The sequence below is a fragment of the Streptomyces sp. NBC_01717 genome (assembly GCF_036248255.1).
Lineage (GTDB): Bacteria > Actinomycetota > Actinomycetes > Streptomycetales > Streptomycetaceae > Streptomyces.
Genome location: NZ_CP109178.1, coordinates 8,969,564 through 8,996,244, shown reverse-complemented (window position 1 = coordinate 8,996,244; position 26,681 = coordinate 8,969,564). Strand labels below are relative to the sequence as shown.

Genomic DNA, 26,681 nt, shown 5'->3' with positions numbered 1-26,681 from the left:
CTGACGGCCGCCACGACAAGGAGTATCCGATGAAGCACGTTTCCCTGGGCGGGCTCGATGTCTCGCGCATCGGTTTGGGCGCCATGACCATGGCCGGCACCTACACGACGGGCGGAGGGCTCGATGACGCCGAGTCGATCCGCACCATCCACCGGGCGCTGGACCTCGGAGTCACGCACGTCGACACCGCTGAGATCTACGGCCCCTTCCATAGTGAAGACATTGTCGGCAGGGCCATCAAGGGCCGCCGTGACGAAGTTGTCGTGGCGACGAAGTTCGGTCTGGTCTCCCACTCCGGTGGCGGTCCCGGCGTTGTGGACAGCAGTGCCGGCAACGTGAAGGCCGCGGTCGAAGGCTCGCTCAGGCGGCTTGGCACCGACCACATCGACCTCTATTACCAGCACCGCGTCGACCCGAACGTTCCCATCGAGGAGACAGTCGGCGCTGTGGCCGAACTGATCGCCGAGGGCAAGGTGCGTCACATCGGGCTGTCCGAGGCCGGCCCTGCCACGATCCGCCGTGCGCACGCCGTGCATCCGGTGGCCGCGCTGCAGACGGAATACTCCTTGTGGACCCGCGACGTCGAGGCCGAAATTCTCCCGTTGTTGCGCGAGCTCGGTATCGGCTTCGTTCCCTACTCGCCGCTTGGCCACGGCCTTCTGACGGGACAGATCCGCACCGTCGACGACTTCGCCGATGACGACTGGCGCAAGACCAACCCGCGTTTCACCGGCGAGAACTTTCGGCGCAACCTGCGCATCGTCGATGAAGTGCAGGCCATCGGCGCCGAGGTCGGGGCAACGCCGGCGCAGACCGCGCTGGCGTGGCTGCTGACCCGTGGCGACGACATCGCCCCCATCCCCGGGACCCGCCGGGTCTCGCGCGTCGAGGAGAACACTGTTGCCGACAGCATCGAACTCAGCGCCGCTCAGCTGGACCGTTTGAACGACCTCACCCCGGCCTCGGGCGAGCGCCACGACGAGGCGAACATGGCCGCCATCGACCGCTGACCACCGTCGCCGACTGCTTTCGCCTCACCCCACATGTTCACCGCATGGGTGCCGACGGCGCCTGAAGCCCGCGAGGCCCTCAGGGCGGGCCACCGGGTCGTCGCCACCGGCCGCCTCCCCGAACAGGTCGAGAAGACTCTCGGCGGCCCGCAGGACAACTTGATGGGCCACCAGCCTGGACGACGCGCGGTCCGCCGTGCAGGCCGTCGCCGGCCGGTTCGGCCGCATCGATGTCCTGAAGTACGCGCCACGCGAAGGAGGCAGCTGCGCAGCCGGTGAACCCCACCTCTCGTTGCACATGCCCCCGGCCGAACGGTTGACCGGGCCGCTGAGGAAGAACATGCCCGGAGCGGGGTCCTTCAGCTGCGAGGCCATCAAGAAGCTGGGGAACCCGGTGCCGATGCAGCGGCGCCGACGTCCCCGGCGCCCACCATCGGCCGCCTTCCGGACGAGAGCGACAGCGCTGTGGGCGTCCACGGCCAGGAGCACCCCCATTCCAGCCGCATATTCAATTTCAGAAGAGGGCAGGTCAGACCGTACTGACGCGATCGAATGCAGGATGATCTCAATTCGTGGGCATGGCTGGAGAATTGCGGGGCAGGCGGTGGTACGGAGGTTGATAATTATGGTTCCCCTGCTTCTCGTTCTTCTGCTGGCCCTCATTCTCTTCGGAGCTGGTTTCGCGCTGAAGATTCTGTGGTGGATCGCGATCGCCGTGCTGGTCCTGTGGCTGATCGGCTTCGTCGCCCGCCCGAAGGGCAGCAGCGGCCGCTGGTATCGCTGGTAGCCGACACCTTCGGCGCATTCCAAGCAGTGCATGGCGGTGGCCCGTCGTCTTCCGGATGAAGCAGCAGGCCACCGCCGTCACAGCAGGCGCCGCCGCTGTTTCCGGTCGCGGATTGAAGTCGGATGTCGCGGGAAGGCGGAGGATGCCGGGTGGCCGCCGTGACTCAGCAGGGAAAATACCTGCCTTTCTGGAGATCGGAGAGGGTCCCGATTCGCTTTTGATCGGGGGCGTGAATCTCCGGATGCGGGGCGCCCGAACCGCACGCGTCGGATGAAACCGCTGTGCAAGACGTACGGAAAAAGGAGGCCGGCAGGAATCCCTGCTGTCCTCCGTTTACCGGAGGAGTTGTTTCGTGTGACTGAGAATGTGTGGAATTACAAGTCGACTGCAGGCCGTGTGACGGGCCCCGACCTCACCGGCTACAAGGTCGAAGCCACGGACGGCAGCATCGGGAAGGTCGACAAGCATTCCGATGAGGTGGATGACGCCTACCTGGTGGTGGACACCGGCGCGTGGATCTTCGGCCGGGAAGTCCTGCTCCCGGCGAGCACGGTCGTCAGTATCGACCCGGACGAGCAGAAGATCTTCGTCGACCGCACCAAGCAGCAGATCAAGGACGCCCCGGAATTCCATCGGGAGAAGCACCTCGGCGACCCGGGCTACCACGACCAGCTGGGCACCTACTACGGCGCCGGCACACCCTTCGGCGGCCCGTTCATCTGACCCTGGGTCTGTTCTGTGCAGCACGGCCCCCGGGACTCTTCGACGAGTCCCGGGGGCCGTCGCATGCCCCGGCAACGACCGCCGACCGACAGGACCCTCCTGGCCATGTCCCGTCAGAGGTGCCGCCTCCGACCCGGCAGATCGTCGGTCACCACCGCAGGGCCTGTGCCCGCGGGACAAGCATGAAGGGCCAGTGCTGTCTGGAGTTTGCAAGCCGCCGTCCACCGGCCCTGTCCGCTGGTCCTTGGGAGTCTCTTGGGGCTGTTCACAGGTGTGGGCTGCAGTAATTCGGCAACCCGTCTGTGGTGACACGAATCGGCTTGGTGGGTCTCAGTGTGTTCGCGGCTCTCGCGGCGATGGGTGCCGCCGCGTGGATCTCGTCCTGGTGGTGGATTGCCGGTGTGCTGTTCGCTCTGCTGGGCATGCTCGGGATCTGGGATCTTGCGCAGCGCAGACACTCGGTGCTGCGCAACTACCCAGTCATCGGGCACGCCCGTTTCCTCATGGAGAGCATCCGCCCCGAGCTCCAGCAGTACTTCGTGGAGCGGAACTTCGACGGCCGCCCCTTCGACCGAGACGTACGCAGCATCGTGTACGAACGGGCAAAGGGCACGGATGCCGAGGAGCCCTATGGCACGGAGCGAGACGTCTACCGGCCCGGCCACGAGTTCCTGGTGCCGTCCATGGCGCCCTGCGCGGTCCCCCGGACACCGCCGCGCGTCAGGATCGGCGGCCCCGACTGCACGCAGCCGTACGACATGGCGCTGCTGAACGTGTCCGCCATGAGCTTCGGCTCCCTCTCGGCGAATGCGGTCCTGGCTCTCAACGCTGGTGCGGCGGCCGGGCACTTCGCCCACGACACCGGTGAAGGCGGCCTGTCGGAATACCATTTGCGGCCCGGCGGGGATCTCGTCTGGGAGATCGGCACGGGTTACTTCGGATGCAGGACCGAGGACGGCGGATTCGACGCCGCGGAATTCGCCGACAAGGCGGCCCACGACCACGTGAAATGTGTGTCGCTCAAATTGTCGCAGGGCGCCAAGCCCGGCATCGGCGGAGTGTTGCCGGGGCCCAAGGTCAACGCGGAGATCGCCCAGGTACGGGGCGTGCCCCAGGGGCGGACGGTCATCTCGCCCCCGTACCACCGGGTCTTCTCCACACCTCGTGAACTGGTCCGCTTCGTCGCACGGATGCGAGACCTGTCCGGGGGTAAACCCACAGGATTCAAGCTCTGTCTCGGCTCGCGGCGGCAGTTCCTCGCCGTGTGCAAGGCCATGCTGGAGGAGGGCACGGCCCCTGATTTCATCATCGTGGACGGTGCCGAGGGGGGCACCGGGGCAGCGCCGCTGGAGTTCGCCGACCATGTCGGTGCCCCGCTCACCGATGGTCTGCTCACCGTGCACAACGCCCTCGTCGGCGCCGGCCTCCGAAATCGCATCAAGGTCGGAGCCAGCGGCAAGATCGCCACGGGCGCCGACCTGGTCAAACGCCTCCTCCAGGGCGCCGACTACGGCAACTCGGCGCGCGCGATGATGTTCGCCGTGGGCTGCATACAGGCGCAGCGCTGTCACACCAACACCTGCCCCACTGGGGTCACCACACAAAATCCCCGACGCGCACGCGCCCTGGACGTCGGAGACAAGTCGGTGCGGGTTCAGCGTCTCCAGGCGGCAACCGTGGCCAGCGCCCTCCAGATCATGGCCTCCATGGGTGTGGCAGACCCCGACCAACTGCGTCCGCACATGCTCCAACGGCGCGTCGACCCCTACACCCTGCGGTCTCTCGACGAGATGTACGAATGCCTCGCGCCAGGGCAACTGCTCGCCGAGCCCCCCTCGTCCTGGGCCGCCGACTGGGAAGCTGCCGACCCCGACCACTTCACTGTCTGACCAGGAGGATCCTGTGACCCGTACCGTTGCCCGCCTCATCGGAGATGCGCTGAGCGAACTCGGCGTGCGCCAGGTGTTCGGCGTCGTCGGGGACGCACTCAATCCGCTGACGGAAGCCATCCGCACCACCGAGGACGTCGAGTGGGTGGGATGCCGCCACGAGGAGACCGCAGCTTTCGCCGCCAGTGCCCAGTCCCAGCTCTCCGGCAACCTGGGCGTCTGCATGGGCACCGTCGGTCCCGGCTCCATTCACCTGCTCAATGGTCTCTACGACGCGGCCAAGAGTCGCACTCCGGTCCTGGCGATCGCCGGACAGGTGCCATTGACCGACATGGGAAGTGATTACTTCCAAGAGGTCGACAACGACGCCCTCTTCAGTGATGTCGCAGTCTTCCGCGCAACGATCTCCTCCCCCGACCAGCTGCCGCAACTGCTCGAGACCGCCGTTCGCAACGCTCTGGGCCGTAACGGGGTTGCCGTCCTCACCGTGCCGGGCGACATCAGCGACCGGCAGCTGAGCACAGACCGCAAAGCCCGCTTCTCGCTGAGCCCGGGGGTGACGCGACCGGAGGAGTCCGCGGTCCAGAGCGCGGCCGGCCTCCTCCAACGTGCCGAACGGGTCACCCTGCTCGTCGGTCAGGGCGCCCGCGCAGCCCGCGAGGACGTCCTGGCACTCGCTGACCGCCTCGCCGCGCCCATGGTGCTCACGCTCAAGGCGAAGGAGGGTTTCGAGGGAGACAACAACCCCTTCCAGGTCGGCCAGACCGGGCTGATCGGTAATCCGGCTGCAGCTTCCGCCATGCAGGAAGCCGACACGCTTCTGCTGCTGGGTACGGACTTTCCCTACCGGGAGTGGTATCCGGACGGCCGGACTGTCATCCAGGTGGACACCGAAGCCACGCACATCGGACGCCGCGTCCCGGTCGAGGCGGGGCTCGTCGGCGACGTGGGCGCCACAGTCCGAGACCTGCTCCGGTGCCTGGGTTCCGGAGAAGCGCGCGACCGCAAGCATCTTGACCACGCCCGCGAACGTTTCGAAAGCTGGCGCGACGGTCAGGCCCGGCTCGCCGACCCGAAGCACGACAAGGGTGCGGTCGGGCGGATCCGCTCGGCGCTCGACAATCCCGAACACGGAATAAGGCCCGAGGCGCTGGCCGCCAGCGTAGACCGGGTCGCCGCCGACAACGCCGTCTTCACCTCCGACACCGGAATGGCCACCGTGTGGCTCTCACGATTCGTGGAGATGCGCGGTGCGCGACAGCTCCTCGGCTCGTACAACCTCGGCTCCATGGCCAATGCCATGCCACATGCTCTCGGAGCGCAGTACCTCGACCGGCATCGCCAGGTGATCGCGTTCTGCGGTGACGGCGGCCTGAGCATGCTTCTCGGCGATCTCATGACCCTCAAGACCAGCGATCTCCCCGTCAAACTCGTCGTCTTCGACAACCGCCGCCTCGGCATGGTCAAGTTGGAGCAGGAGCAAGCGGGACTGCCTGAGTACGGCACTTTGCTGGACAACCCGGATTTCGCCGCGGTGGCCACCGCCATGGGCATCACCGGCATCCGTGTCACAGACCCCGCCGATCTGGAGGAGTCGGTACGACGCGCGTTCGCCACACCGGGACCGGTCCTGCTCGACGTACTGACGAACCCTGACGAAATCGCCATCCCGGCCAAACCGACGGTCGGACAGGGCTTTGGGTTCGCCGTCGCCAAGGTGAAGGAGGTCGTACGGAGTCACCGCGAGCCCGACTCGCACTGATCCGGGTACCGCCGGGCTCGCCATCCCGTGCCGGGAATTGTCGGCACCGCGGTGCACGCCCACACCACCAGCGATACCGGGGCCACGGTTGGGCCGCAGACGCGGCCGGCTGAGCAGCGCCGCATGGCCGACCTCAGGGCCGGGTGGGGTCGGCCGCAGCAGGGCCGGATCAGCCGTTGCCTGCTTCCCGCGCCGCGCGCTCCAGTCGGCTCCGGTGGTTCTCCCACCATGACTGATCGCCCGGTGGCACGTTGTCGCTGCCCTTCAACATCCCGACAGCCCCGTCGATCAGCTCTCGCACGATGTCGGCGTGACCGGCGTGCCGTTGGGAATCAGCGATCACACGCACCAGGACGTGGTGCAGTGTCACCTCCCGTCGTTCCTCCGGCCACCACGGGACGTGACCGATCGCGTCAAGGGCCGACGTCGCGATCGTGCTGTTCGAGTGCTCCCACACCCGGTGGTACAGCTCGATGATCTCTTCACGCGACTCGTCCGGAGTGGCCCACATGTCCGCGTTGGGTTCGGCGTCCTCCGTGTACCAACAGGGCGGCGGCTCGTCGTCGAAGAACGGCCGCCCGAACGTGTCGCCGAGGTACCCCACCTCCACGCCGGCGACATGCTTGACCAGTCCCAACAGGTTGGTGCCGGTGGGTGTCAGAGGGCGGCGGATGTCGTACTCCGAGAGCCCGTCGAGCTTCCACAACAGGGCGTCACGAGCGTCTTGCAGGTAACGGAGAAGATCCGCTTTCGGGTTCGGTTCGATCATGCCGGGCAGTCTTCCATCCGGCACTGACAACCAGGCTCTACAGGGCAACGCACGACGGTGCTGCAGGGACCTTGCCTCGCGATACCGCGGTCGGCGCTTTCGCCGGCCGCCAACCCGCCTCTGCCGTGACCGTCCTTCCGCGATCCTTCGGAGCGCCGTGAGCCCTTGCCCACTCGATACAGAAATCCAGCTCAACGTGGACCACCAGTAGCCGACTTGGCGCAGTCGACCGGGTGGGCACAGGTAGGGGGTGGATACTGAGCTCCGAATACGGCCAGGACGAGAGGTACGACCAGTGACCAGCGACAATCGCATAGGACCGCCCAGTTTTGGCAGCGAACGCGACATGCTGCGGGCCTTCCTCGACTACCACCGTGCGACTCTCGCCATGAAGTGTGAAGGGCTTACCGACGAGGAGCTGCGGCAGCACTCGATGCCACCGTCAACGCTTTCACTGCTCGGCCTGGTACGGCACATGGCTGAGGTGGAACGCGCTTGGTTCCGTCGAGTGTTCGAAGACAACGACGCGCCCATGGTCTGGTCCGACAAGCCCGACTTCCAGGCGGCGTACGACGCGGGCGCATCAACCAGGGACGAGGCGTTCCATGCCTGGGAGGCCGAGGTGGAGAAGTCGCGCTCCATCGAGCGAGAGGCTGACTCCCTCGACCTGGCCGGGTACCAGCCGAGATGGGACGAGGAAGTATCACTGCGGATGGTGATGGTGCACGTCCTCCTCGAGTACGGCCGCCACAACGGACACGCGGACCTACTGCGGGAAGGGCTCGACGGGACTGTGGGAGCCTGAATCCGCGAGAGGCACCGCCTCCGAGGACCGGAAGGCAGCCAGAGCCTTCGCGCTCTCCCGGCGCCCGCCGAGGCGACCCCGCCCCGCCCCTGAAGGGCGGGGCTTCTCACCATGGTTCGAGGGCCGGCGATCGAACGAAGCCTCGAGCCGCCGAAGCTCGACCGGCCGAAGCGCACCTCGATCGCCAGGGCGACGCTGCCGCTGCCGCCGAGAAGACCACCCGCGCCGACCCGGCTGTCGAGCTGCCGGCCTGACACCGGATCGACGAGCGGATACGTGAGCGCGCGCGGCCATCGAGAACGGTTCAATCTGATTCGCGCGCGAGTTCGAGTGCAAGAACCTGAAGAATCTCCTCCGTCGGTGCCGCAGGTACTGTCTCGTCAAAGGCATCCGCAACGGCCTGGAACGCGAGCACGAATCCGGTGATCAGTGCACTGAGCGGCTGAGAGAGCTGGCCCAGAACAGATAGCCCGACCTCGCGCGGACCCGCGGCGGCAGACACGACGAAATGCTCGGGAACCACTTCCCCGAGCAGGTCCGAGACATAGTCCGTGCCGACCCCGCTGCGCAGTGCGGTGAGCGCCGCGATGGCCTTGAGTTTGATCTCGTTCTCGGTCATGGGACGAGGGTAGGAGCAAACCTCAGCACTTGGGCGGCACGGACATCCCGGCCATGTCGGGTGGTCTGTCACCATGGCCTGCGGTCCGGGGACAGTGCCCGCTTCGGTCAGGACGCGCTGCGCTTCTTCGCGGACGTCTTCCTGGCCGTGCCTTTCTTCGCAGCCGCTGTCTTCTTCGCCGTGGCCTTCTTCGCCGGGACCGCCTTCTTCGCAGCCGGCTTCCTGCTGGGTCGTATCTCGTGCACAGTCGCGTCCCCACCGTGCTCACCACGGCTCTTCCTGGCCGCCTCCACCGAGGCGTTCAGGGCGGCCATCAGGTCCACGACCTTGCCGGACTCCCGCTCCTCGCCCTCGGCCGGCTCCTGGAGCTCCTTGCCCTCAGACTTTGCCGCGATCAGCCTTTCCAGCGCGTCGCGGTACTGATCCCGGAATCCGGAGATGTCGTCCATGGCCATGGTGTCAGTGAGCTGGACGGCACGTTCGATCTCGGCGTCATCCAAGTCGGTGACTTCGGGTCTGAGGGATTCGGGGCTGCGGATCTCGTCCGGCCACCGCATCGAGTGCAGCACGATCGCGCCCTCGCGTACCCGCAACAGGCCGAGGCGTTCACGGCCGTGCCAGGCGAACTTCGCGACGGCGACCTTGTCGGAGCGCTCCAGGGCCTTGCGGAGCAGGGTGTACGGCTTCGCGGCGACCTGTCCGTCGGTCGCGAGAAAGTAGGAGTCGGTGATACGGATCGGGTCGATGCTCTCGGCGTCGACGAACGCCACGATCTCGATCGCCTTCGCCGTCGGCAGCGGCATCCCCGCGAGCTCTTCGTCAGTGACCGGGACGACCTGTCCCGCACCGATCTCGTAGCCCTTGCCGATCTCCTCCTGCGGTACGACCTCGTCCTCGATCTCGCACACCTTTCGGGTGCGGACCCTCCCCATGTCCTCGAGGTGCACCTGGTGGAAGTGCAACGAACGGTCCTCGGTCGCACTGATGATCTTGATCGGGATCGTGACCAGGCCGAACGAGATGGCACCGGTCCACAAGGGCCGCGGCATGCGTTCCTCCAGGCCCCCCTGGCAGTGTGGGCCGGGAAGCGGACCGGAGCGCCGGGGAAGGGGCCGACGCAAGGTCGGGGCGCAACCGGGCCACCGCCCGTAATCCGATCCTTACGCGAACCGGCCGTGATCGCATACGCAGGGCAAGAGAAGTCCCGTCATGGTGCCGTGCTCCCTTGCGGACACCGGTCGACGGTTCAGCCTGTGGTCGTGCGGCTGCTGAGCAGGTCGCGTACACGGTCCACCAGTCCGACGCCGGCCGCGGGCGGGGTGTTCGGGAGGGAGGGGTGCGGTCGGGTGGAGGCCATCTCCTTGGCCCGGCGCACCAGCCGCCCCAGATCGTCCAACTCGTCGGATGAAGACGACTCCACGAGTGTCGGGAACAGCTCGTGCTCCTCCTCACGCACGTGGGAGGCGACCTCGAACTTCAGCTTCGCAACGATGTCGTTGAACTGCGGATCGTCGGCGTGCAGGTCTTCGAGGTCCTTGAGCATCTGCTCCACCTTGGCGTGATCGGCGAGTTCCTTGTCCGCCAGTGCCCCACCGTGCGGTACGTGTCTGCGTACCGTCGGATACAGGTACATCTCCTCGGCGACGGAGTGCCGCACCAGTTCCGCGGTCAGCCGGTCAGCCAGCTCACGTCGCCGCGGATGGTCGACCGGCTGCGCTTCGATCTGCGCGAACAACTCCTCCAGCTCACGATGATCGGCCGTGAGCTCCACGATCACATTGCCGCCGTGTCCCATGACAGTCCCTTCGTCGGGTTCGTCGCTCTCCGCAGAACGGAGCCGCAGACACCTAAGACAACAGGTCAAGGAAGCAAAACCTGCGCTCTGCGCGCGAAGACGGACACCGCACTCACCTCCCCGGCGCAGCCACGCCCCAGCCACTTCCCCAGCGGCCCCCTTCCCTACGGCAGGGCACGCCCACAAGCCGGTATCGGAGGGCGTCGGCCCCTCGCCACTCACACGGCGGGACGGCGAGTCCTCACTCCACGCGCCGCTCTGAAGCCGGCGGTGGGGCCTTCCGCTTCTTCCGGCCGCGGTGGCTCGTGTCGCACCAAGGGAAGATTAGGCTCCGACGGCAGGTGCACAGTGCGACGACAGGCCGGTCCGAGCGAGCAATGGTGCCGTCCTCCTGGAGGACTTCGACGGGCCCTTCCACGAGCATGGGTCCGCCCGGCTCCTGCATGACGCGTCGTGCGGCCGTCCGAGGCGCGGTCCCTGGTTCATTACGGCTGTTCTGCACGGATCACCACCAGTTCCTCTTTCTCCTGGCCGTGCTCGATCAGGCCCTGGGCCTCCAGCCAGTCGGCGCGTTCACGCAGCACAGGGCCGAAGGAAACGAACCGGCGCTCGGTCACGGTGACGTCCAGTCCGGCTTCAGTCAGTCGTGCCACGGTCATCGCCGGGTTGCTCATCACGGAGTGGACCACGAGCAGCACACCCTTTGGGCGCAGCAGAGCGGGAACCTTGGCACAGAGCCGGTCGATGACCACCCGGCCGTCGATCCCCGCCTCCCACGCCCGAGCCGCACCGCGTCCGGCCATGCGGACGTCCGCAGACGGTACGTACGGTGGGTTCGCCAGCACCAGCTCGAATCTCAGACCGGTCACAGGTTCCGTCAGGTCGCCGCGGCTGACCCGGATTACCCGCGCCTGCCCGGACAGCAGTGCGTTCAGCCGTGTGGTGAGCACCGCCGCCGCCGACGTGTCGATGGCGACAACGCGGGCAGCACCGTGGTGGGCTGCGGCGATCGCCACTGCACCGGTACCGGTGCCCACATCGAGCACATCGGCTTGGGGTGACAGATGTTCGCGCCGCAGAGCGGATATCAGCATGGCTGTGTCTTCCTGCGGCGCGTAGACACCTGGAGGCTTGAGGAGTTTCACTGTCGCGTCCGACTCTCAACACTCACGCAGAGCGGGCAGCAGGATCTTCTCCGCCCCGTCGGCGGAAAGTTGCCGATGGTCACCGCCCGCGGCCTGTGCGGCCACGCCGAGCAGGCTCCATGCGTACGAGGCGTGCCGCTGGGAGTCCAGCCATGGAAAGGAGTAGGTCCGAAGACCCGTCCACCCCGCCATGGCTGTCCTGTGCGCAACACGAACGCTCAGGAACAGCCATGGCGGGCGCGGGACAACGGGCCGGGCGCGATGACTCCACCTGTGGAGAGGCATGCATGCCGGGTGATCGGCCTCCGAACCGGTGTTGCAAGCAACTCGACTCGGCGTTCGCTGAACGCCGGCGAAGTTCAGTAGCACCGAAATCTGAAGCCCCGGCGCACGAGCGTGAAGCACAGATGCCGTCACCCCGGCTGCGCGGTCCTTCCTGCGTCCAGGCAACTACCGTCCGGACTTCTTCAGCCGCTCAGCCGCCTTGGCCGCGGTCTCCTGGGCCTTGCCCGTCAGTTGCTCGCTGCGGCCCTCCGCCTGCATGCCCTTGTCGCCCATGGCATCGCCAGCGGTTTCCTTCAGCTTGCCCTTGACCTGCTTGGCCTTCGCCTTTGCCTTGCTCATCGATGCTGTCCTTCACTGTGAGGGGGACTGACGTACTCACCCTGCGCCGATCACTCTGAGGCCGCAATCGGTGAGGTGCCGCGCGCATGAGAGCAGTCCGGCGAGGAAGGGTCGTAGGGGCGCACGCCCGCGGCCGGCCGCGCACCTGGTCGGCGCAGTCGACTTGAGTACGCTGAATGAGGTCGCCGCCCTTCGTGTCGGACACGGTGAAGAGGGCGCCGTCGGGGTTACGGATGATGAAAGCGCCCTTGAGGCACCGATGACGATTCGCCCCCCGGCAGCGACGGCGGCCGTCGCAACTCCATTCGCTGTGCTGGGCATCGGCACCGGACCGAACTCTCGGTTCCCGGTCGGAATCGATGCGGCGTAGCGGAGAGTGAACTGTCCGGGATTACATGTCCCCTGACGCAAGGCGGCAGCACCTGTTGCCGATTCCCCCCGTCCGGGTGGCGGGCTCCGTGGGGCACAGTCCGCCGGGCTTCATGTCCCGGTCGGACGAAGGAGTCGGCCAGGGAGGGTCCGATCAGCGACATCAAATGACCGGCGCTCACGTTCCCAGCCGATCCCGCGGGACCAGCGGCAGCAGAACCCGCATCGCCGCCTCAGGGTCGGTGACGGAGATCGCCAGCCTGCTGAACGGTGCACACCGGCGCAGTTCCAGACACAGCACCGGCCCGCCGGCCCGTACCAACGCGAAGTCCTGCCCCTCCTGAAGTGGGCGGATGCCCGCGCACAGCCGTCCAGGAATCCAGGTGCCCCGGCCGCGCCCACCACGGAGCGCCCGCCACCAGTCGGGCTCGAGATACAGCCGGCGAAGTGCCGATCCCGGTACCCGCACCTCGCGGTGGCGTGTCGCCGCCCTCTCCCACCATGAGAGGCGAACAACGATATCGGTGCCCTCCACTTCCACCCGCGCCATGACCTCTCCTCATTGTCGTGTTGCGAGGACGGCCGGATCCGGTGCCTCGTCCAAGCCCCTTCGCAATGCTGTGAACGCGGTCCTGGTCTCCATCGCGCCGTCGAGAATTTCCTCAGCAAGGCGTCCCTGGAACAGCCGACGGCTGCGGATTCCATGCCGGTCGGGGCTCGATGGCTCTTCTGCGGCCGACGACGACTCCGGGGCCGCCGCACGACCACAGGCATGTCCGACGACTCCGGTCCCGTCGTCCACAGGGCCGGCCGGGCGGGATGTCCTCTCGCGTCAGTGAGGCCACCGGGCCGAGTTCGCATCCTTTGTAGCCCGGTGGCGGCTTCGGTCCTTGGGATTGATCACATCGTCGGCGAGGCGGCGTATTCATCGCACTCTGCCGCGGCACTCACACCGATCGGCCGCGGGATTCTCGGTGATGCGGAACTGGTGACCCTGGCTATCAGGGCCCGCAGGGTCGAAACGCCGGCGAGCAGGCCGGTGACACGGCGAACGGGGACAATGGCCACAGGGAGTATCAGCACGTGGCCGCCCGGTACTCCGAGCCGGTTCGCCCCCGAATTGCAGGGTTGTCGGCGTCAGGGCGTCCCCCTCCCGGAGTGCGATCGACATCAGCGACGCCGCCCGCCTCGTCGAGCCGCTCGCTCACGCGCACCCATGCCAGGTGGACCGCCGCGATCCAGACAGAGAGGTGGACCATAATTGACCCAGATGCACTCAGGTTTTATCAATGGAAGAGCATCAAGCATTGCCGGGAAATGGAGGCAGTGATGGCACGGGCTGTGGGCGTTGACCTGGGAACGACGAACTCCGTGGTGTCTGTGCTCGAGGCCGGGGAGCCGACGGTCATTGCGAATACCGAGGGTGCGCGGACCACTCCGTCGGTGGTGGCGTTCGCCAAGACGGGTGAGGTGCTCGTCGGCGAGATCGCCAAGCGGCAGGCAGTGACGAATGTCGAGCGCACCGCGCGGTCGGTCAAGCGGCACATGGGAGAGGCGCAGTGGCGTTTTCCCGAGTCCGGCGACATCGATGGCAAGCGGTACACCGCGCAGGAGATCTCCGCGCGCGTGCTGCAGAAACTGAAGCGGGACGCCGAAGCGCATCTCGGGGAGGACGTCACCGACGCGGTGATCACCGTCCCGGCGTACTTCAACGACTCCCAGCGCACCGCGACCAAGGAGGCGGGCCACATCGCGGGCCTGAACGTGCTGCGGATCATCAATGAGCCGACGTCCGCGGCGCTGGCCTACGGCCTGGACAAGGAGAACGAACAGACGATCCTCGTGTTCGACCTCGGCGGCGGCACCTTCGACGTATCCCTGCTGGAGATCGGCGAGGGCCTGGTGGAGGTCAAGGCGACCAATGGCGACACGCACCTCGGCGGTGACGACTGGGACCAGCAGATCGTCGACCACTTGGTGAAGCAGTTCAAGAACGGCTACGGCGTTGACTTGTCCAAGGACAAGATGGCGCTGCAGCGTCTCCGCGAGGCCGCGGAGAAGGCGAAGATCGAACTGTCGTCCGCGACCGAGACGACGATCAACCTGCCTTACATCTCGGCGTCGGCCGAGGGCCCGCTGCACCTGGACGAGAAGCTGACGCGTGCGCAGTTCGAGCAGCTCACCGCGGACCTCCTGGAGCGCTGCAAGGGTCCGTTCCACAACGCGGTCAAGGACGCCGGGATCAAGGTGTCGGACATCGACCATGTGATCCTGGTGGGCGGTTCGACGCGGATGCCGGCAGTGACCGAGCTGGTGAAGGAGCTGACCTCCAAGGATCCGCACAAGGGTGTGAACCCCGACGAGGTCGTCGCCATCGGCGCCTCGCTCCAGGCCGGTGTCCTCAAGGGTGAGGTCAAGGACGTTCTGCTCCTCGACGTCACGCCGCTGTCCCTCGGTATCGAGACCAAGGGCGGCATCATGACGAAGCTCATCGAGCGCAACACCACGATCCCGACCAAGCGGTCCGAGACCTTCACGACGGCCGACGACAACCAGCCGTCGGTGCAGATCCAGGTCTACCAGGGCGAGCGCGAGATCGCGGCGTACAACAAGAAGCTCGGCGTCTTCGACCTGACCGGTCTGCCACCGGCCCCGCGTGGTGTCCCACAGATCGAGGTCACGTTCGACATCGATGCCAACGGCATCATGCACGTCGCTGCCAAGGACCTCGGCACCGGCAAGGAGCAGAAGATGACCGTCACCGGTGGCTCCTCGCTGCCCAGGGACGACATCGACCGCATGGTGCAGGAGGCCGAGCAGTACGCGGAGGAGGACCACCGCCGTCGCGAGGCCGCCGAGACCCGCAACCAGGCGGAGTCCCTGGTCTACCAGACCGAGAAGCTGCTGCAGGACAATACGGACAAGATCCCTGGTGACGTGAAGACGGAGGTGGAGGACGCGCTCACCGAGCTGAAGGAGAAGCTCAAGGGCGAGGACACCGCCGAGATCCGTACCGCCACCGAGAAGGCAAGTACGGCCGCACAGCGGATCGGCACCGCCCTGTACGCGCAGACACAGGCCGAAACCGGTGAGGGCGGCGCGGCCGACAGCAGCACGGCTGAGGGCGCGGGCAGCACCGGCGACGAGGACGTCGTCGATGCGGAGATCGTCGATGACGAGCGGAAGGGAGGCGCCGGATGAGCAAGGACCCGCACCTCAGGCATCAGGGTGAGCGGTCACCTGTAGTGGTGCGCGACGTGCGCAGGATCGACCCGGTCATCCTGCAGTCCCGGCGACGCCAGGATGTGTCCGGTCCGGACGGCGTCGGTCAGGGACGCCCGGACTCCGATCGGGCGGACGCCGCACGGCTGCGTGAGCAGATCGCGGAGCTGACCGAGGATCTGCAGCGGGTGAAGGCCGAGTACGACAACTACCGCAAGAGGGTGCGCCGCGACCGCCTGGCCGTACGGGAGATCGCGGTGGTCAATGTGCTCACCGGCCTGCTTCCGGTCCTGGATGTCGTGGAGGCGGCTCGACGGCAGGGAGACGGCCACGGCGCTGCGGCGGTCCTCTTCGACCTACTCGAGGAGCGGATGGCGGCGCTGGGGCTGCGCACCGTCGGTGCAGCGGGCGAACCCTTCGACCCGAACACCCATGAGGCACTCGACTACCGCGCGTCCGGTGCGGACCATGAAGCCGTGTGCACCGAGGTGCTGCGCCACGGCTACCGGGTCGGCGACCACCTCCTGCGCCCGGCCCAGGTGGCGGTGGCAGGACCCGCCCCTGCCGCATAGCCCTGGATGAGGCAATTCCCGAGGCTCAGAGGGTCTCTCACGTGGCAAGTTTCGCGAGCTTCTTGTAGCAGGTCAGGGCGGCGGCCAGGCCGAGGAAGGCGAGGAAGTGCGAGCCCTGTCGTTCGTATCGGACGGTGAGGCGACGGTAGCCGAAGAGCCAAGCGATCGACCGTTCGATCTTCCAGCGGTGCCGACCGAGGCGTTCGCCGGACTCGATGCCGGGCCGCGCGATGCGCGCGACGAGCCCGCGCTCGCGCAGCCGGGCCAGGTGTTCGGCGGAGAAGTACGCATTGTCCGCGCGGAGTTTGACGGGTCGGCGCCGCCGTGGTCCCCGGCGGGACCGGACGGCGGGTATGCCGCGGATGAGCGGTTTGAGGGCGAGGCTGTCGTGCATGTTCGCGCCGGACACGGCGACGGCGTGCGGGATGCCCTGGGCATCGGACAGCACGTGCAGCTTGCTGCCCTCCTTGCCGCGATCGACCGGGTTCGGCCCGGTCAGCGATCCCCCCTTTTTGGCGCGAACGGAGGCCGCGTCGACGATCGCCGAGGTCCAGTCCACCTCGCCCCGGGCCCCGAGTTCGTCCAGCACCGCCCGGTGCAGCCGACGCCACAGGCCGGCCTCGGTCCATACCGTGAAGCGGCGATGCGCGGTGGCGGGCGACGTGCCGAACGTCGGCGGCAGATGCCGCCAGTCACAGCCGCTGGTCAGCGCGTACACCACTGCCGTGAACACGGCCCGCTCGTCACACGGAGCGGTCCCACCACCTTGCGGACGAGCAGCGAACGACGGCAGCAACGGGGCGGCCAGCTCCCAGAGTTCAGCAGGAACGAGACGCTTCGATAGATCAGCACCCACGACCGGCATCATGCCCCACGAACATCAAGTCACGTGAGACAACCTCTAAGCCCAATGCCGTTGCTTTTGCCGTGAGCGTAGGCTGGCTGGCAGTGGGTCCCGGGGGTGGTGTGGGTGGCTGCGAGTGCGTCTGACTTATCGGGTCTTGGTCTGTTGACCTGGGTGTATCCGCCGGGGTTGGTGGACCGGGTGGTGGCGGCGTGCGGACGTTCAGAGCAACGTAGGCGACTGCTTCCTGCGCGGTTGGTCGTGTACTTCGTATTAGGGCTGGCACTGTTCTCGCCTGCTCCTTATCTCGAGGTCATGCGGCATCTGATCGCGGGTCTGCGGGGGCTGGTACTGCTGGGTAAATGGAACGTTCCGGCGAAGTCTTCGCTGTTCAGAGCCCGGCAACGGCTCGGCTTCGAACCGCTCCAGGTGCTGTTCGCGGCGACTGCAAAGCCGATGGCCAACGAGTCGACGCCTGGCGCATTCTGGCGGGGCCTGCGGCTGCTGGCCGTCGACGGGACCTGCTGGGACGTCGCCGATACCGAAGCCAACCAGGCCGCCTTCGGCCGTCCCGGCAACGGCCGCGGAACCAGGCGCAGTGCATTCGTCCAGGTGCGGATGGCGGCCCTGGTGGAAGTAGGCAGCCATGCGGTGCTGGACGCGGAACTCGCCGGCTGCCGGACTGGTGAAGTCACCCTCGTCGGCCGCCTGCCCCGGTCCTGCGGCGCGGGCCAGCTGGTCCTGGCTGACCGCGGGTTCCTCGGCGTCCCGCTGTGGCGAGCCTTCACTGCCACCGGGGCTGACCTGCTGTGGCGGGTGCCGGCCAACCGCGTCCTGCCCGTCCGCAAGCTGCTTCGTGACGGATCATGGCTCTCCGACATCCACGCCGGCACCGACCCTGCGAAACGAGACCCGGCGCAGGTCCGCGTCCTTGCCTACCAACTCCAAGACACCGGCAGCGCCGCTGGACCAGACGGCTACCGCCTGGTCACCACTCTTCTGGACCCCCGCCGTTATCCAGCCAGGCAGCTGGCCGCGCTCTACCGTGAGCGCTGGGAAATCGAATCCGTCTTCGCCGAGATCAAGACCTGCCAGCGCGGCGCGAAGGTGGTCCTCAGCAGCAAGACACCCGACGGTGTCCTCCAACAGATCTGGGCTCACCTCCTGGTCCACCACGCGCTGCGGGAACTGATGCTGAGAACCGCAGCCACACGCCAACTCGACCCTGACCGCATCTCTTTCACCGAGACCCTGCGCTCCGCCCGCCGCAGTGTGACTGTCACCCCGGGCGGTTTTTCCCCCTGAACTTCTGGTCCAAGCACTGCAAGTACTCCAAGAGGACCTGCTGGAAAGACTCCTGCCCACCAGACGACCCAGGAGCCAGCCCCGTGTCGTCAAGCGCAAGATGTCCAACTACTGGCTCAAACGAGCTGAGCACTACACATGGCCCCAACCCACCCACACCGGCACCCAAGCCATCCGCATCAGACGACCCAGATCTCCAGACCCGTAAAGCAACGGCATTGCCTCTAAGCCTTGATTGGTGCGGCCGACCGGGCGGCCTGCTCGATCTTCGCGCGGTGGGCTGCACGGGCATCCTCGTCGATCTGCTGCTCGTTTTCGACGCGCACCCCGGTCCGGCCGTCGAGGCCCTCGCGCAGGATGTCGGCGTGCCCGGCATGCCGGACGGTCTCGCCGAGGACATGGGTCATGACAGCGAACAGGTTCGTGTTGGAGTAAGGCTCCGGCCACCACGGCACGTGGCCGGGAGCGTCGAGGGGAAGCTCGTTGATCGTCGCGTCCGAGTGTTCCCACGTGCGCCGGTAGAACCCGATGATCTGATCGCGGGTCTCGTCCTCGGCCGCCCACTGATCGCCGCCGTCGGAGTCCTGCCACCGGGACAGCGGTTCCGCGGAAGGGCGGTCGAAGACCTCGCCGAAGTACCTGGCCTCGACGGTGGCCACGTGCTTGACCAGGCCGAGCAGGTTGGTCCCGGTCGCCGTCAAAGGTCTGCGGGCGTCGTATTCGGACAAGCCGTCGAGTTTCCAGAGCAGCGCCTCGCGGTCCCGCCGCAGTCTCCCGTGCAGATTGTCTTTCGCGAATTCATCGATCATGCGGCATGAGCCTGCCATGGGCTGCTCGTGGTCTCAAGATCCCGTACGTGGTCCGCAACGACTGGCAGAGCCGAGGCCTGGCCATGGCCGCCGCCCTGACCTGCTACAAGAAACTCGCGAAACTTGCCACGTGAGACACCCTCCGAGTCGGGAATTGCCTCATGCAGGAGCAGCGGCATGCCGTGTACATGGTCCACGGCATGAGGAGCCAACAACCTCCTCGGCGCGGCCATCGAGCTGACCGACGACAAGTTCACGTCATCCCGGGCGACGCGGCCCATCTCGACCCTGCCGAGTCTTTGCAGGCGATGTGGCCGTTCCCTGACCTCGTGTGCGGTGTCAGCCGTGTCGGCGGAAGTCCAACATGTAGAAGACCTTGTCGTAGCGGCGTTCACCGACGGCGACGAAGTCGGGCAGACGGCCGTACTCGGTGAAGCCCAGCGACCGGTAGAGGCGCAGGGCATCGCTGTTGTCGCCGCGGGCGTCCAGGGTGAGGACCTCCACACCCGCCCGCCGGGCGTCAGCGATCAAAGCAGTGGTCAGCGCACGACCGACGCCACGACCCTGGACAGCAGCATCCACCGCGATCTTCTCCAGATCAGCGTGCGGTCGATGAGTCGGGCGCACGTAGCGCAGCCAGTACCCCAACCCGACAAGCCGACGGTCGAGGTATGCGGCACGCAGCGCCCCGTCCCCGGCCTGCACGGCAGTGACGACGTGGCCGAGGAGTTCCGTCACCTCATCGCGCGAGGGGGGCTCGACCCAACCCAGCGCGGCACCTTCCCGGACCAGGTCCGCCAGGATCCGGTGGGTCGACTCCACCAACCGGGCTCCAAGTTCTGGATCGGACGTCAGCTCCGCCACGTCAAGGATGACGGGTTCAGCAGTCCCGCTGCTGGTCATGGCCGTATTCATGAGGGGCACCCTAAAGAATCAGCCGGAGTTCCTGCATCGCGGTGTCAGCCGAGCCCCGTTACTGACCCATGCTTCCGGCCACGCGGCACATCATCGAGGGTTCGTGGTTCATCGGTTCGCACAGCAGTCAGCCCGTCGAAGCCGCCGAACGCGTTTGGCGCGCCGGGTTCAGCGGTCGGCGACGTCCTCGCGGAGGCCGTCGGAGAACTCCCACCACGACAGGGGTAGCCAGTCGCCGTTGACGAAGGCATCCACAGTCGCGCCGCGACCGCGGACAGTCACCGTCGTGCCGGGCGGGTACGTGGTACCGGACAGGCCAGGTACTGGGACGAGCAGGGTCCCGAGCCGTTGTGCTGCCACTCCTCGCCCTCCTTTTCCATATCTCGGTGCGACACCTGGGTGGGTATTTCTCCCGAGATTACCGGGTTGTCTGTTGGCGCAGGCCGGAGAATCATGAGAGATGGGTCACGCGGAACAGCGCAGGGCCCGGGGTGGGAAGCGTGCGTGCTTCGCCGAGCGGAGGTGGCAGCGTGAAAGCCGTCGTGTACAAGGGACCGTTCACCGTGGCGGTCGAAGACGTTGAAAAGCCCAGGATTCAGCACCCGAACGATGTGATCGTACGGATCACCTCCACCGCGATCTGCGGCTCTGACCTGCACATGTACGAGGGTCGCACCGCGGCTGAGCCCGGCATCGTCTTCGGCCACGAGAACATGGGAATCATCGAGGAAATCGGCCAGGGCATCACCTCGCTCAAAGAAGGCGACCGCGTGGTCATGCCCTTCAATGTCGCCTGCGGGTTCTGCATCAATTGCGTGGAGGGATTCACCGGATTCTGTCAGACCGTCAATCCCGGCTTCGCGGGCGGCGCTTACGGCTATGTCGCCATGGGACCCTGGCCGGGCGGCCAAGCAGAATACCTGCGCGTTCCCTACGCCGACTTCAACTGTCTGAAGCTGCCACCAGGAGACGAGCAGGAGACCGACTTCATGCTGCTCGCCGACATCTTCCCCACCGGCTACCACGGCTGTGAACTCGCCGATGTCCGCCCGGGCGAGAGCGTCGCCGTGTACGGCGGCGGGCCGGTCGGGCTCATGGCCGCGTACTCGGCCCTGCTGCGCGGCGCGAAGAAGGTGTTCGTCGTGGACCGGGTCCCCGAGCGGCTGGAGAAGGCCCGGGAGATCGGTGCGGTTCCGATCAACTTCGCCGAGGGCGATCCCGTGGAGCAGATCAGGGAGCAGACCGAGGGCATCGGCACGGACAAGGGCGTGGACGCCGTCGGCTACCAGGCGACGGCTCAGGGCACGGACCGCGAGGAACCGGCGACGGTCCTGAACTCGCTCGTCGGCACGGTCCGGGCCACTGGAGCGCTCGGCGTGCCCGGACTCTACGTCCCGGCCGACCCCGGAGGCCCCAACGAGCAGGCCAAGCACGGCATGCTCCTCGTCTCGATCGGCAAGCTCTTCGAGAAGGGCCTGCGGATCGGTACAGGGCAGTGCAACGTGAAGCGCTACAACCGGTACCTGCGCGACATGATCATCGAGGGCCGGGCGACGCCGAGCTTCGTCGTCTCGCATGAACTTCCTCTGGACCAGGCGTCGTCGGCGTACGACAAGTTCGACAAGCGGATCGAGGGCTACACGAAGGTCGTGCTGCACCCGTAGCGGAAGGCTCGACAGGGCTCGCCATGCATCGCCGAGCGCGACAGGCCATGCCAGAGGTGTCGGAGCCGGGGAGCAGCGGGCCCGCCTCGGGGAGCGGAGGGGCGGCCGGTGGCGAAGCAGGGGGCCCGCCGGAGACGGGCCGGTCCCCTCCGAAGAGCCACCCGTCAGCTGCGGTTCCAGCTGCGGAGCTTGTCGGGGTTGAGCACCAGCCACACGTCCGTGATCTTCTCGCTTCGGACGTGGAAACTGACGACACCGGACACGGTGGTGTCGTGGCGGAGGACCAGACCGGTCTTGCCGTTCACCGATTGCAGGGTGGCTTCGAGCTTGGGGTACTGCAACAGTGCGGCAAGCATGAAGCGGGCCGTGCGGTCCGCGCCGTGGATCGGCTTCAGGGCAGCGCGTACCTTGCCGCCACCGTCGCTGAGTGTGGTGGCCTCCGGGTCGAGCAGCGAGACGAGAGCGGCGAGGTCGCGGGTGTCGCAGGCGGCCCAGAAGGCCGTGACGATGCGGGTGTGCACATCGGACGCGGTCTCCTGTCGACGCCGGTCGCGCACGTGCCGACAGGCGGAGGACGCGAGGTTTCGGCACATCTGCGGGGTACGGCCGACGATCGCGACAATCTCTCCGAACGACAGGGCGAACATGTCGCGCAGGACGAACGCGGCCCGGGCCGCAGGCGTCAGGGATTCCAGCATGACCATCGGCGCCGTTTTCCCGGACTTGTCGAGCGTGACCGACGCCCTCACCGGAGTCGAAGCCACGGTGGTCGTCCCGTCCGGCACCGGCTCAGGCAGCCACTCACCCACGTACAGCTTCCGCCGGTGCCGGGCGGAGTCGAGGATGTCGAGGCGTATGTGTGCAGCGACGTGTGTCAGCCCCACCTGCGGTACCTCGATGACCTCAGCAATGGACAGGTCCTCTTCCTGGTTCTCATCCATGAGGGATGATCCTTTCTGCTGGAGCGTCGGACGACGGCCACCGGGCTCGCGTCGGATGCCGGAGGTACGCGGTCCTCGCACAAGCGATGGGACAACGCGCCGCACAGCCACCGCGTGGCCGCGGTGCGCCCCCAGTCGCTTCCGCCGGCCCGTTGATCATCCGTGCCCGGTGGGACGGGGCGGGCCGGATGGCTCAGGCGGCCATGGCGGCGAGTTTCGACGGGTTCATCATCCACAGCACCCGGTCGATACCGTCTGCACTCACACTCACCGTGACAACGGCGATCACGTTCCCGCCACGGTACAGACGCACCGCGGCCCGGCCGTTGCTCTCGACCGGCTCCACCGTCACACCGGACCAGAAGGTGTCGGCGAACGCGTGGACGAACCTCGCCACACGGTGACGGCCCACAACGGGGAACTTCGAGGCCCGAACGGCCCCTCCGCCGTCGGAGTACGAGACGACGTCCTGTGCGAACAGCTCCTCCAATGCGGTCACATTCCCTGTCTGTGCGGCCGCCACGAACGCGGTCAGGAACCGCTGGTGCTCGTCAGCCGCGACACTCGCACGCTTCTCCGCGGCCAGATGCTTACGCGCCCGGCTCACCAACTGGCGTACGTTCGCATTCGTCTGACCGATGATCTCCGCGATCTGCTCATACGGGTAGTCGAACGCCTGCCGCAGAACGTATGCCGCACGCTCCGTAGGAGTGAGCTTCTCCAGCAGCATCAGCACCGCGACCTCCAGAGCCTCCCCGCGCTCGGCGCCCAGCGCCGGGTCACCGCTGGTGTCGACCGGTTCCGGCAGCCACGGACCGACATAGGTCTCACGACGGACCCTCGCGGATTGCAGGACGTTGATCGCGAGCCTCGTGGTGGTCGTCGCGAGGAACGCCTGCGCGTTCTGCACCTTGGACCGGTCGTAGGTCTGCCAGCGGATCCAGACCTCCTGGAGGATGTCTTCCGCCTCGCTGACGCTGCCCAGCATTCGGTAGGCGATCCCGAACATGCGACCGCGGGCATTGCGGAACACCGCCTCGGCCCCCTGAAGGCTCTCGACGTCTTCCGCTGGATCGTTCTTCGACGACATGGTTCGTGACCCTTTGCTACTCGACGGGATTGCCGGCGGCCGAGACCTCACGCATGAGCGCCGCATGTCGTCGGGGATCGGGCGGTACGGCCTTCCGTTCCACCGGCCCGGGACCGGACCACACCCGGTTGACCTGCAGCGCAGGGTCGAGAGTGCAGAGCGCTCGACGCCTCGCCGATCGCGTACAGGCCGTCGACCCCGGTGCCGTGATCCTCGAGGCTTACCGTATCCATCCGTCTTCGGCCGCTTGCCCACCCGCGAGGACGCAGACCCTGCGTCCGGCGAGTTCGTCGGCGTCGAGCAGGCCGAATCCTCCCTACTGATGACCAGGACGGACGTGGCGATCCGCCTTTCGGACGTGTACATAGCTGCTCCTCGGCCGTAGCGAGAACATGCTTCTCATAGCTATGACCGAGTAGTCCATTGATGTGTGACCCGATCTCTCGAAGCCGACGACACAGAACCCGAACGGCCGACATGAGTCGTGGAAGGGCTCTCACCTGCCGACCGGTCATCGGCCCTGGCCGACGCCTCGGACTTCTCGTGGCCGTACAGCGGGGACAGGCACGGGCGGGACCGCCGCCGGTTGCCCAGCCGCCACGAGACAGGCATCGCGCTCACCGAGCGAGAGCGATGCCTGTCCGCAATGCCGTTTCGCCGTGGAGCCGGCGGCGATCCGGCAGGACCGGCGGGCGGGATGCGCGGTCGCCCGCGCTGTCAGAGGTTGGAGAAGCGCCCTGCCTGGGCGAGGATCTGCTCGGCGTCATCGACCGGGGGGTAGATCCACAGCGTATTGATGTCCCGCTTGAGGGACTTGGCGCCCTCGCCGGTCATCTGGACCGTGCGGTCCCAGCCCTGTGTGACCACGGCGCCCGCCGGCCCGAGATCCAGGCAGACGCCGTAGGGATCAGGGGTGAAGGGCAGCGGGTCCGTGCCCAGGAGGTCGGCGGCTACGTTGTGTCCGGCGAACTTACCCATCGGCTGAGCGTGCTGGCAGCTCTGAGTCGTGTAATGCCCTTCCTCGGCGAGGGCGGAGGCGGTGTCGCCGGCGGCGTAGACGTCAGGGACTCCCGTCACCCGCAGGTAGGCGTCCACGCTCAGCCGTCCCAGACGGTCGCGTTCCCCCGGGATCTGTGCCGTCAGAGAACTGGCGACCATGCCGGCCGTCCACACGACGGTGGCTGTGGGGATCACCTCACCGTCCGAGAGCGTGACGTCGTCCTGGGTGGCCGACGCCACGGTGCGTCCCAGGCGTCGCTCGATCTTCAGTTCGTCGACCGCGCCGTCGATCTGCGGACGGGGTCCAGAACCGAGCTCCGGTCCGAGGACGTCGGCGCGGTCGACCAGGACGACCCGCACCTCCTCGCCCGCGCCGTGCGCGTGGGCGATCGCCCGCAGCCGTTCTCCCAGGCCGGTCGCCACTTCCAGGCCGGTGAAGCCGGCGCCCACCACGACGGCCGTGTACCGGCCCGGGGACGGCGCCCGCTGCGGCAGCCGCCGCAGGTGATGGTCGAACGCGGCCGCCGTCGACAGGGTGTCGACGTCGAAGACGTTGCGCGCGCCCGGGAAGTCGGGGCGCACCAGCCGACTGCCTGCGGCCAGCACGAGCTTGTCGTACGACAGTGTCAGATCCTCGCCTGCTCGTCCGACGGCCCGCACCGTACGGGCCCCGGTGTCGATACCGGTCACCGTCGCTGTGACCCGGCGCACCCCGATGGGCCCGAGAACACGGTCCAGAGGCACCCGCTTGCTCTCCGGTTCCTCTTCGTAGAGACGGGGCCGCACGACCAGATCGTCACCACCACTGACCAGGGTCACCCGCACCTCCTCGCCTGCCTCACGCGTGGCGCGCACGGCTCCTGCCGCGCTCCACACGCCGGCGAATCCTCCACCGATGACAAGGACGTCCTTCATTTCTTCTCCCATGCCGCGTTGACGATTGCGCAGCGTTGGCAAGACGGCGAGGCGAAGTGTGACAGGACGGAGAATCTGATGTGCATCTCTGCTGCCGGGCCACCGGATCCGGAGCGCAGTCGCCCCTGCCGGCACGTGCTGGACGCGGGCATGGCCCGGGCCGCGCAAGGTGTTGCGCTCCGCCTTCCCGGAATTCGCCCGCAGAAGGGCCTGGAAGATCCTCCGCGGTTCCGCCAGAGGGTCGGTGGCGTCCCCACCGCACCATGCTCGGCATCACCTCGGCACGTCCTCGCCCTCGGCGCGCGGCATGGCCCGGCCCGGTCGTCGGCCAACCGGACCGAGACCAAATGGCCGTCATGTCACAAATTGCAAGGAGAGCCGGTCATAGCCGACGAACCCACAACTGCGATTGCAACCGGAGTACTCATGGCCACCGCGGAACGTCGGTTCTCGATGGTTCACGTGATCGACACGGGAGGGTCCGACACTCGCTCCGTCACGCCTGGCACCGACCGGCGGGTGACCAGGACCCCTCGTTTCGGCCCCGGGCCCAGGAAAGCGGACATCCAACTGCGAGCGAAAGGCGAAGTCGATGTTCTCCAACTGTCACGACCGGCCTGCGTCCCCGCCCCATCGCCATGGCTGCCCCGGAATTCGACCGACCACGGCCTCGAGTATCAGGCCGTTCTGCATCCACGTCACACGTATGGACGGCGGTCGCGTCGTCCTTGCCGTGACGGGCGCTGTGGACTGGGCCAATGCCGGCGCGCTGCGAGCCACCGCTTTGGAGGAAATCGCAGCGGGCGCCCGGAAATTGGTACTGGACTTTTCATTCCTGTCCTTCTGGGACTCCAGCGGCATGGGAGCTGTCGCGTCCGCATACCGCAGCGCGACCGACGTCGGGGCCTCAGTCGCCCTTGCAGGTCTCTCGCCGACGTTGGAGAAAACGTATCGGCTGACCGGGATGGACACAGTTGTCACGCTCCACCGCGACGTCTGCACGGCCCTCACGGCATAGGACAGTTCGCGCCGCACGGTGGCGGGCTCCGCGCCAGCAGAGCATGCGCCCTCCCCTCTCCGACACCGCGACAACCGGCCGGGGTACCGG

At 67.0% G+C, this 26,681-nt stretch carries 28 protein-coding genes; 12 read left to right on the top strand and 16 right to left on the bottom strand.

Annotated features, from left to right (window positions below):
* Window positions 1–29: 29 nt before the first annotated feature.
* The 5 genes from OHB49_RS40660 (at window position 30) to OHB49_RS40640 (ending at window position 6,171) form a co-directional block, all read left to right on the top strand.
* A complete protein-coding gene (locus OHB49_RS40660; RefSeq protein ID WP_329165983.1) occupies window positions 30–1,010 on the top strand; it encodes an aldo/keto reductase in 981 nt (326 codons plus the stop codon).
* Between the two features lie 625 nt (window positions 1,011–1,635).
* A complete protein-coding gene (locus OHB49_RS40655; protein WP_329165981.1) occupies window positions 1,636–1,797 on the top strand; it encodes a hydrophobic protein in 162 nt (53 codons plus the stop codon).
* Window positions 1,798–2,151: 354 nt separating this feature from the next.
* Window positions 2,152–2,520 (top strand): PRC-barrel domain containing protein, encoded by a 369-nt coding sequence (locus OHB49_RS40650; RefSeq protein WP_329165979.1) that lies wholly within the window; start codon window positions 2,152–2,154, stop codon window positions 2,518–2,520.
* Window positions 2,521–2,825: 305 nt separating this feature from the next.
* Window positions 2,826–4,409, top strand: coding sequence for an FMN-binding glutamate synthase family protein (locus OHB49_RS40645; protein ID WP_443079621.1), 1,584 nt, complete (start codon window positions 2,826–2,828; stop codon window positions 4,407–4,409).
* Between the two features lie 13 nt (window positions 4,410–4,422).
* Window positions 4,423–6,171 (top strand): thiamine pyrophosphate-dependent enzyme, encoded by a 1,749-nt coding sequence (locus OHB49_RS40640; protein ID WP_329165977.1) that lies wholly within the window; start codon window positions 4,423–4,425, stop codon window positions 6,169–6,171.
* A 169-nt stretch (window positions 6,172–6,340) separates the two neighbouring features.
* Here OHB49_RS40640 and OHB49_RS40635 read toward each other — a convergent pair whose 3' ends face one another.
* Entirely contained in the window at window positions 6,341–6,940 is a 600-nt protein-coding gene (locus OHB49_RS40635; RefSeq protein ID WP_329165976.1) for a DinB family protein, read from the bottom strand.
* Between the two features lie 295 nt (window positions 6,941–7,235).
* On the opposite strand from OHB49_RS40635, the gene OHB49_RS40630 reads away from it, so the two are divergent.
* Window positions 7,236–7,745, top strand: coding sequence for a DinB family protein (locus OHB49_RS40630; protein WP_030980859.1), 510 nt, complete (start codon window positions 7,236–7,238; stop codon window positions 7,743–7,745).
* 304 nt (window positions 7,746–8,049) lie between these two features.
* Here OHB49_RS40630 and OHB49_RS40625 read toward each other — a convergent pair whose 3' ends face one another.
* The 8 genes from OHB49_RS40625 to OHB49_RS40590 form a co-directional block, all read right to left on the bottom strand.
* Window positions 8,050–8,364: a hypothetical protein gene (locus tag OHB49_RS40625; RefSeq protein ID WP_329165974.1), complete on the bottom strand. Its 315-nt coding sequence runs from the start codon at window positions 8,362–8,364 to the stop codon at window positions 8,050–8,052.
* A gap of 107 nt (window positions 8,365–8,471) precedes the next feature.
* Entirely contained in the window at window positions 8,472–9,413 is a 942-nt protein-coding gene (ku, locus tag OHB49_RS40620; RefSeq protein ID WP_329165973.1) for a non-homologous end joining protein Ku, read from the bottom strand.
* 197 nt (window positions 9,414–9,610) lie between these two features.
* On the bottom strand, window positions 9,611–10,159 hold the full coding sequence (locus tag OHB49_RS40615; protein WP_329165972.1) for a hemerythrin domain-containing protein: 549 nt from the start codon (window positions 10,157–10,159) through the stop codon (window positions 9,611–9,613).
* A gap of 241 nt (window positions 10,160–10,400) precedes the next feature.
* A complete protein-coding gene (locus tag OHB49_RS40610; RefSeq protein WP_329165971.1) occupies window positions 10,401–10,583 on the bottom strand; it encodes a CDGSH iron-sulfur domain-containing protein in 183 nt (60 codons plus the stop codon).
* A gap of 61 nt (window positions 10,584–10,644) precedes the next feature.
* Window positions 10,645–11,304, bottom strand: coding sequence for a HemK2/MTQ2 family protein methyltransferase (locus OHB49_RS40605; RefSeq protein WP_329165970.1), 660 nt, complete (start codon window positions 11,302–11,304; stop codon window positions 10,645–10,647).
* Between the two features lie 15 nt (window positions 11,305–11,319).
* On the bottom strand, window positions 11,320–11,496 hold the full coding sequence (locus tag OHB49_RS40600; RefSeq protein ID WP_329165969.1) for a hypothetical protein: 177 nt from the start codon (window positions 11,494–11,496) through the stop codon (window positions 11,320–11,322).
* 258 nt (window positions 11,497–11,754) lie between these two features.
* Window positions 11,755–11,928, bottom strand: coding sequence for a CsbD family protein (locus tag OHB49_RS40595; protein WP_078853197.1), 174 nt, complete (start codon window positions 11,926–11,928; stop codon window positions 11,755–11,757).
* Between the two features lie 547 nt (window positions 11,929–12,475).
* Window positions 12,476–12,847 carry a hypothetical protein gene (locus OHB49_RS40590; protein ID WP_030980856.1) on the bottom strand — a complete coding sequence of 124 codons (372 nt, stop codon included), beginning with the start codon at window positions 12,845–12,847 and terminating at the stop codon, window positions 12,476–12,478.
* 779 nt (window positions 12,848–13,626) lie between these two features.
* On the opposite strand from OHB49_RS40590, the gene dnaK reads away from it, so the two are divergent.
* The gene (gene dnaK, locus OHB49_RS40585) at window positions 13,627–15,498 is read left to right on the top strand and encodes a molecular chaperone DnaK (RefSeq protein ID WP_329165967.1); all 1,872 of its coding nucleotides are present in this window, start codon (window positions 13,627–13,629) and stop codon (window positions 15,496–15,498) included.
* Complete coding sequence (gene grpE, locus OHB49_RS40580; RefSeq protein WP_329165965.1) at window positions 15,495–16,091, top strand: nucleotide exchange factor GrpE; 597 nt, start codon at window positions 15,495–15,497, stop codon at window positions 16,089–16,091. Before dnaK ends, grpE begins: the two co-directional genes overlap by 4 nt.
* A 37-nt stretch (window positions 16,092–16,128) precedes the next feature.
* Here the strand turns inward: grpE and OHB49_RS40575 are convergent, their stop codons facing one another.
* Window positions 16,129–16,947, bottom strand: coding sequence for an IS5 family transposase (locus tag OHB49_RS40575; RefSeq protein WP_329165963.1), 819 nt, complete (start codon window positions 16,945–16,947; stop codon window positions 16,129–16,131).
* A gap of 105 nt (window positions 16,948–17,052) precedes the next feature.
* On the opposite strand from OHB49_RS40575, the gene OHB49_RS40570 reads away from it, so the two are divergent.
* Window positions 17,053–18,240, top strand: coding sequence for an IS4 family transposase (locus OHB49_RS40570; RefSeq protein WP_329165962.1), 1,188 nt, complete (start codon window positions 17,053–17,055; stop codon window positions 18,238–18,240).
* 224 nt (window positions 18,241–18,464) lie between these two features.
* On the opposite strand, the gene OHB49_RS40565 is transcribed toward OHB49_RS40570, so the two are convergent.
* A complete protein-coding gene (locus tag OHB49_RS40565; RefSeq protein ID WP_329165961.1) occupies window positions 18,465–19,049 on the bottom strand; it encodes a DinB family protein in 585 nt (194 codons plus the stop codon).
* A gap of 5 nt (window positions 19,050–19,054) precedes the next feature.
* Between OHB49_RS40565 and OHB49_RS40560 the strand changes: the two genes are divergently transcribed.
* On the top strand, window positions 19,055–19,183 hold the full coding sequence (locus OHB49_RS40560; protein ID WP_257548903.1) for a hypothetical protein: 129 nt from the start codon (window positions 19,055–19,057) through the stop codon (window positions 19,181–19,183).
* Window positions 19,184–19,388: 205 nt separating this feature from the next.
* Here OHB49_RS40560 and OHB49_RS40555 read toward each other — a convergent pair whose 3' ends face one another.
* Window positions 19,389–19,952, bottom strand: coding sequence for a GNAT family N-acetyltransferase (locus OHB49_RS40555; protein ID WP_443079693.1), 564 nt, complete (start codon window positions 19,950–19,952; stop codon window positions 19,389–19,391).
* A gap of 180 nt (window positions 19,953–20,132) precedes the next feature.
* Window positions 20,133–20,324, bottom strand: a complete 192-nt coding sequence (locus OHB49_RS40550; RefSeq protein WP_329165958.1) for a hypothetical protein — start codon at window positions 20,322–20,324, stop codon at window positions 20,133–20,135.
* Window positions 20,325–20,494: 170 nt separating this feature from the next.
* Between OHB49_RS40550 and OHB49_RS40545 the strand changes: the two genes are divergently transcribed.
* A complete protein-coding gene (locus OHB49_RS40545) occupies window positions 20,495–21,628 on the top strand; it encodes a glutathione-independent formaldehyde dehydrogenase (protein WP_030979866.1) in 1,134 nt (377 codons plus the stop codon).
* 164 nt (window positions 21,629–21,792) lie between these two features.
* Here OHB49_RS40545 and OHB49_RS40540 read toward each other — a convergent pair whose 3' ends face one another.
* The 3 genes from OHB49_RS40540 to OHB49_RS40530 form a co-directional block, all read right to left on the bottom strand.
* The gene (locus OHB49_RS40540) at window positions 21,793–22,569 is read right to left on the bottom strand and encodes a sigma factor-like helix-turn-helix DNA-binding protein (RefSeq protein ID WP_329165957.1); all 777 of its coding nucleotides are present in this window, start codon (window positions 22,567–22,569) and stop codon (window positions 21,793–21,795) included.
* Window positions 22,570–22,762: 193 nt separating this feature from the next.
* A complete protein-coding gene (locus tag OHB49_RS40535; protein WP_329165956.1) occupies window positions 22,763–23,659 on the bottom strand; it encodes an RNA polymerase sigma-70 factor in 897 nt (298 codons plus the stop codon).
* Between the two features lie 717 nt (window positions 23,660–24,376).
* The gene (locus tag OHB49_RS40530; protein WP_329165954.1) at window positions 24,377–25,573 is read right to left on the bottom strand and encodes an NAD(P)/FAD-dependent oxidoreductase; all 1,197 of its coding nucleotides are present in this window, start codon (window positions 25,571–25,573) and stop codon (window positions 24,377–24,379) included.
* Between the two features lie 592 nt (window positions 25,574–26,165).
* On the opposite strand from OHB49_RS40530, the gene OHB49_RS45965 reads away from it, so the two are divergent.
* The gene (locus OHB49_RS45965; protein WP_443079620.1) at window positions 26,166–26,591 is read left to right on the top strand and encodes an STAS domain-containing protein; all 426 of its coding nucleotides are present in this window, start codon (window positions 26,166–26,168) and stop codon (window positions 26,589–26,591) included.
* The last annotated feature ends 90 nt before the right edge of the window (window positions 26,592–26,681 follow it).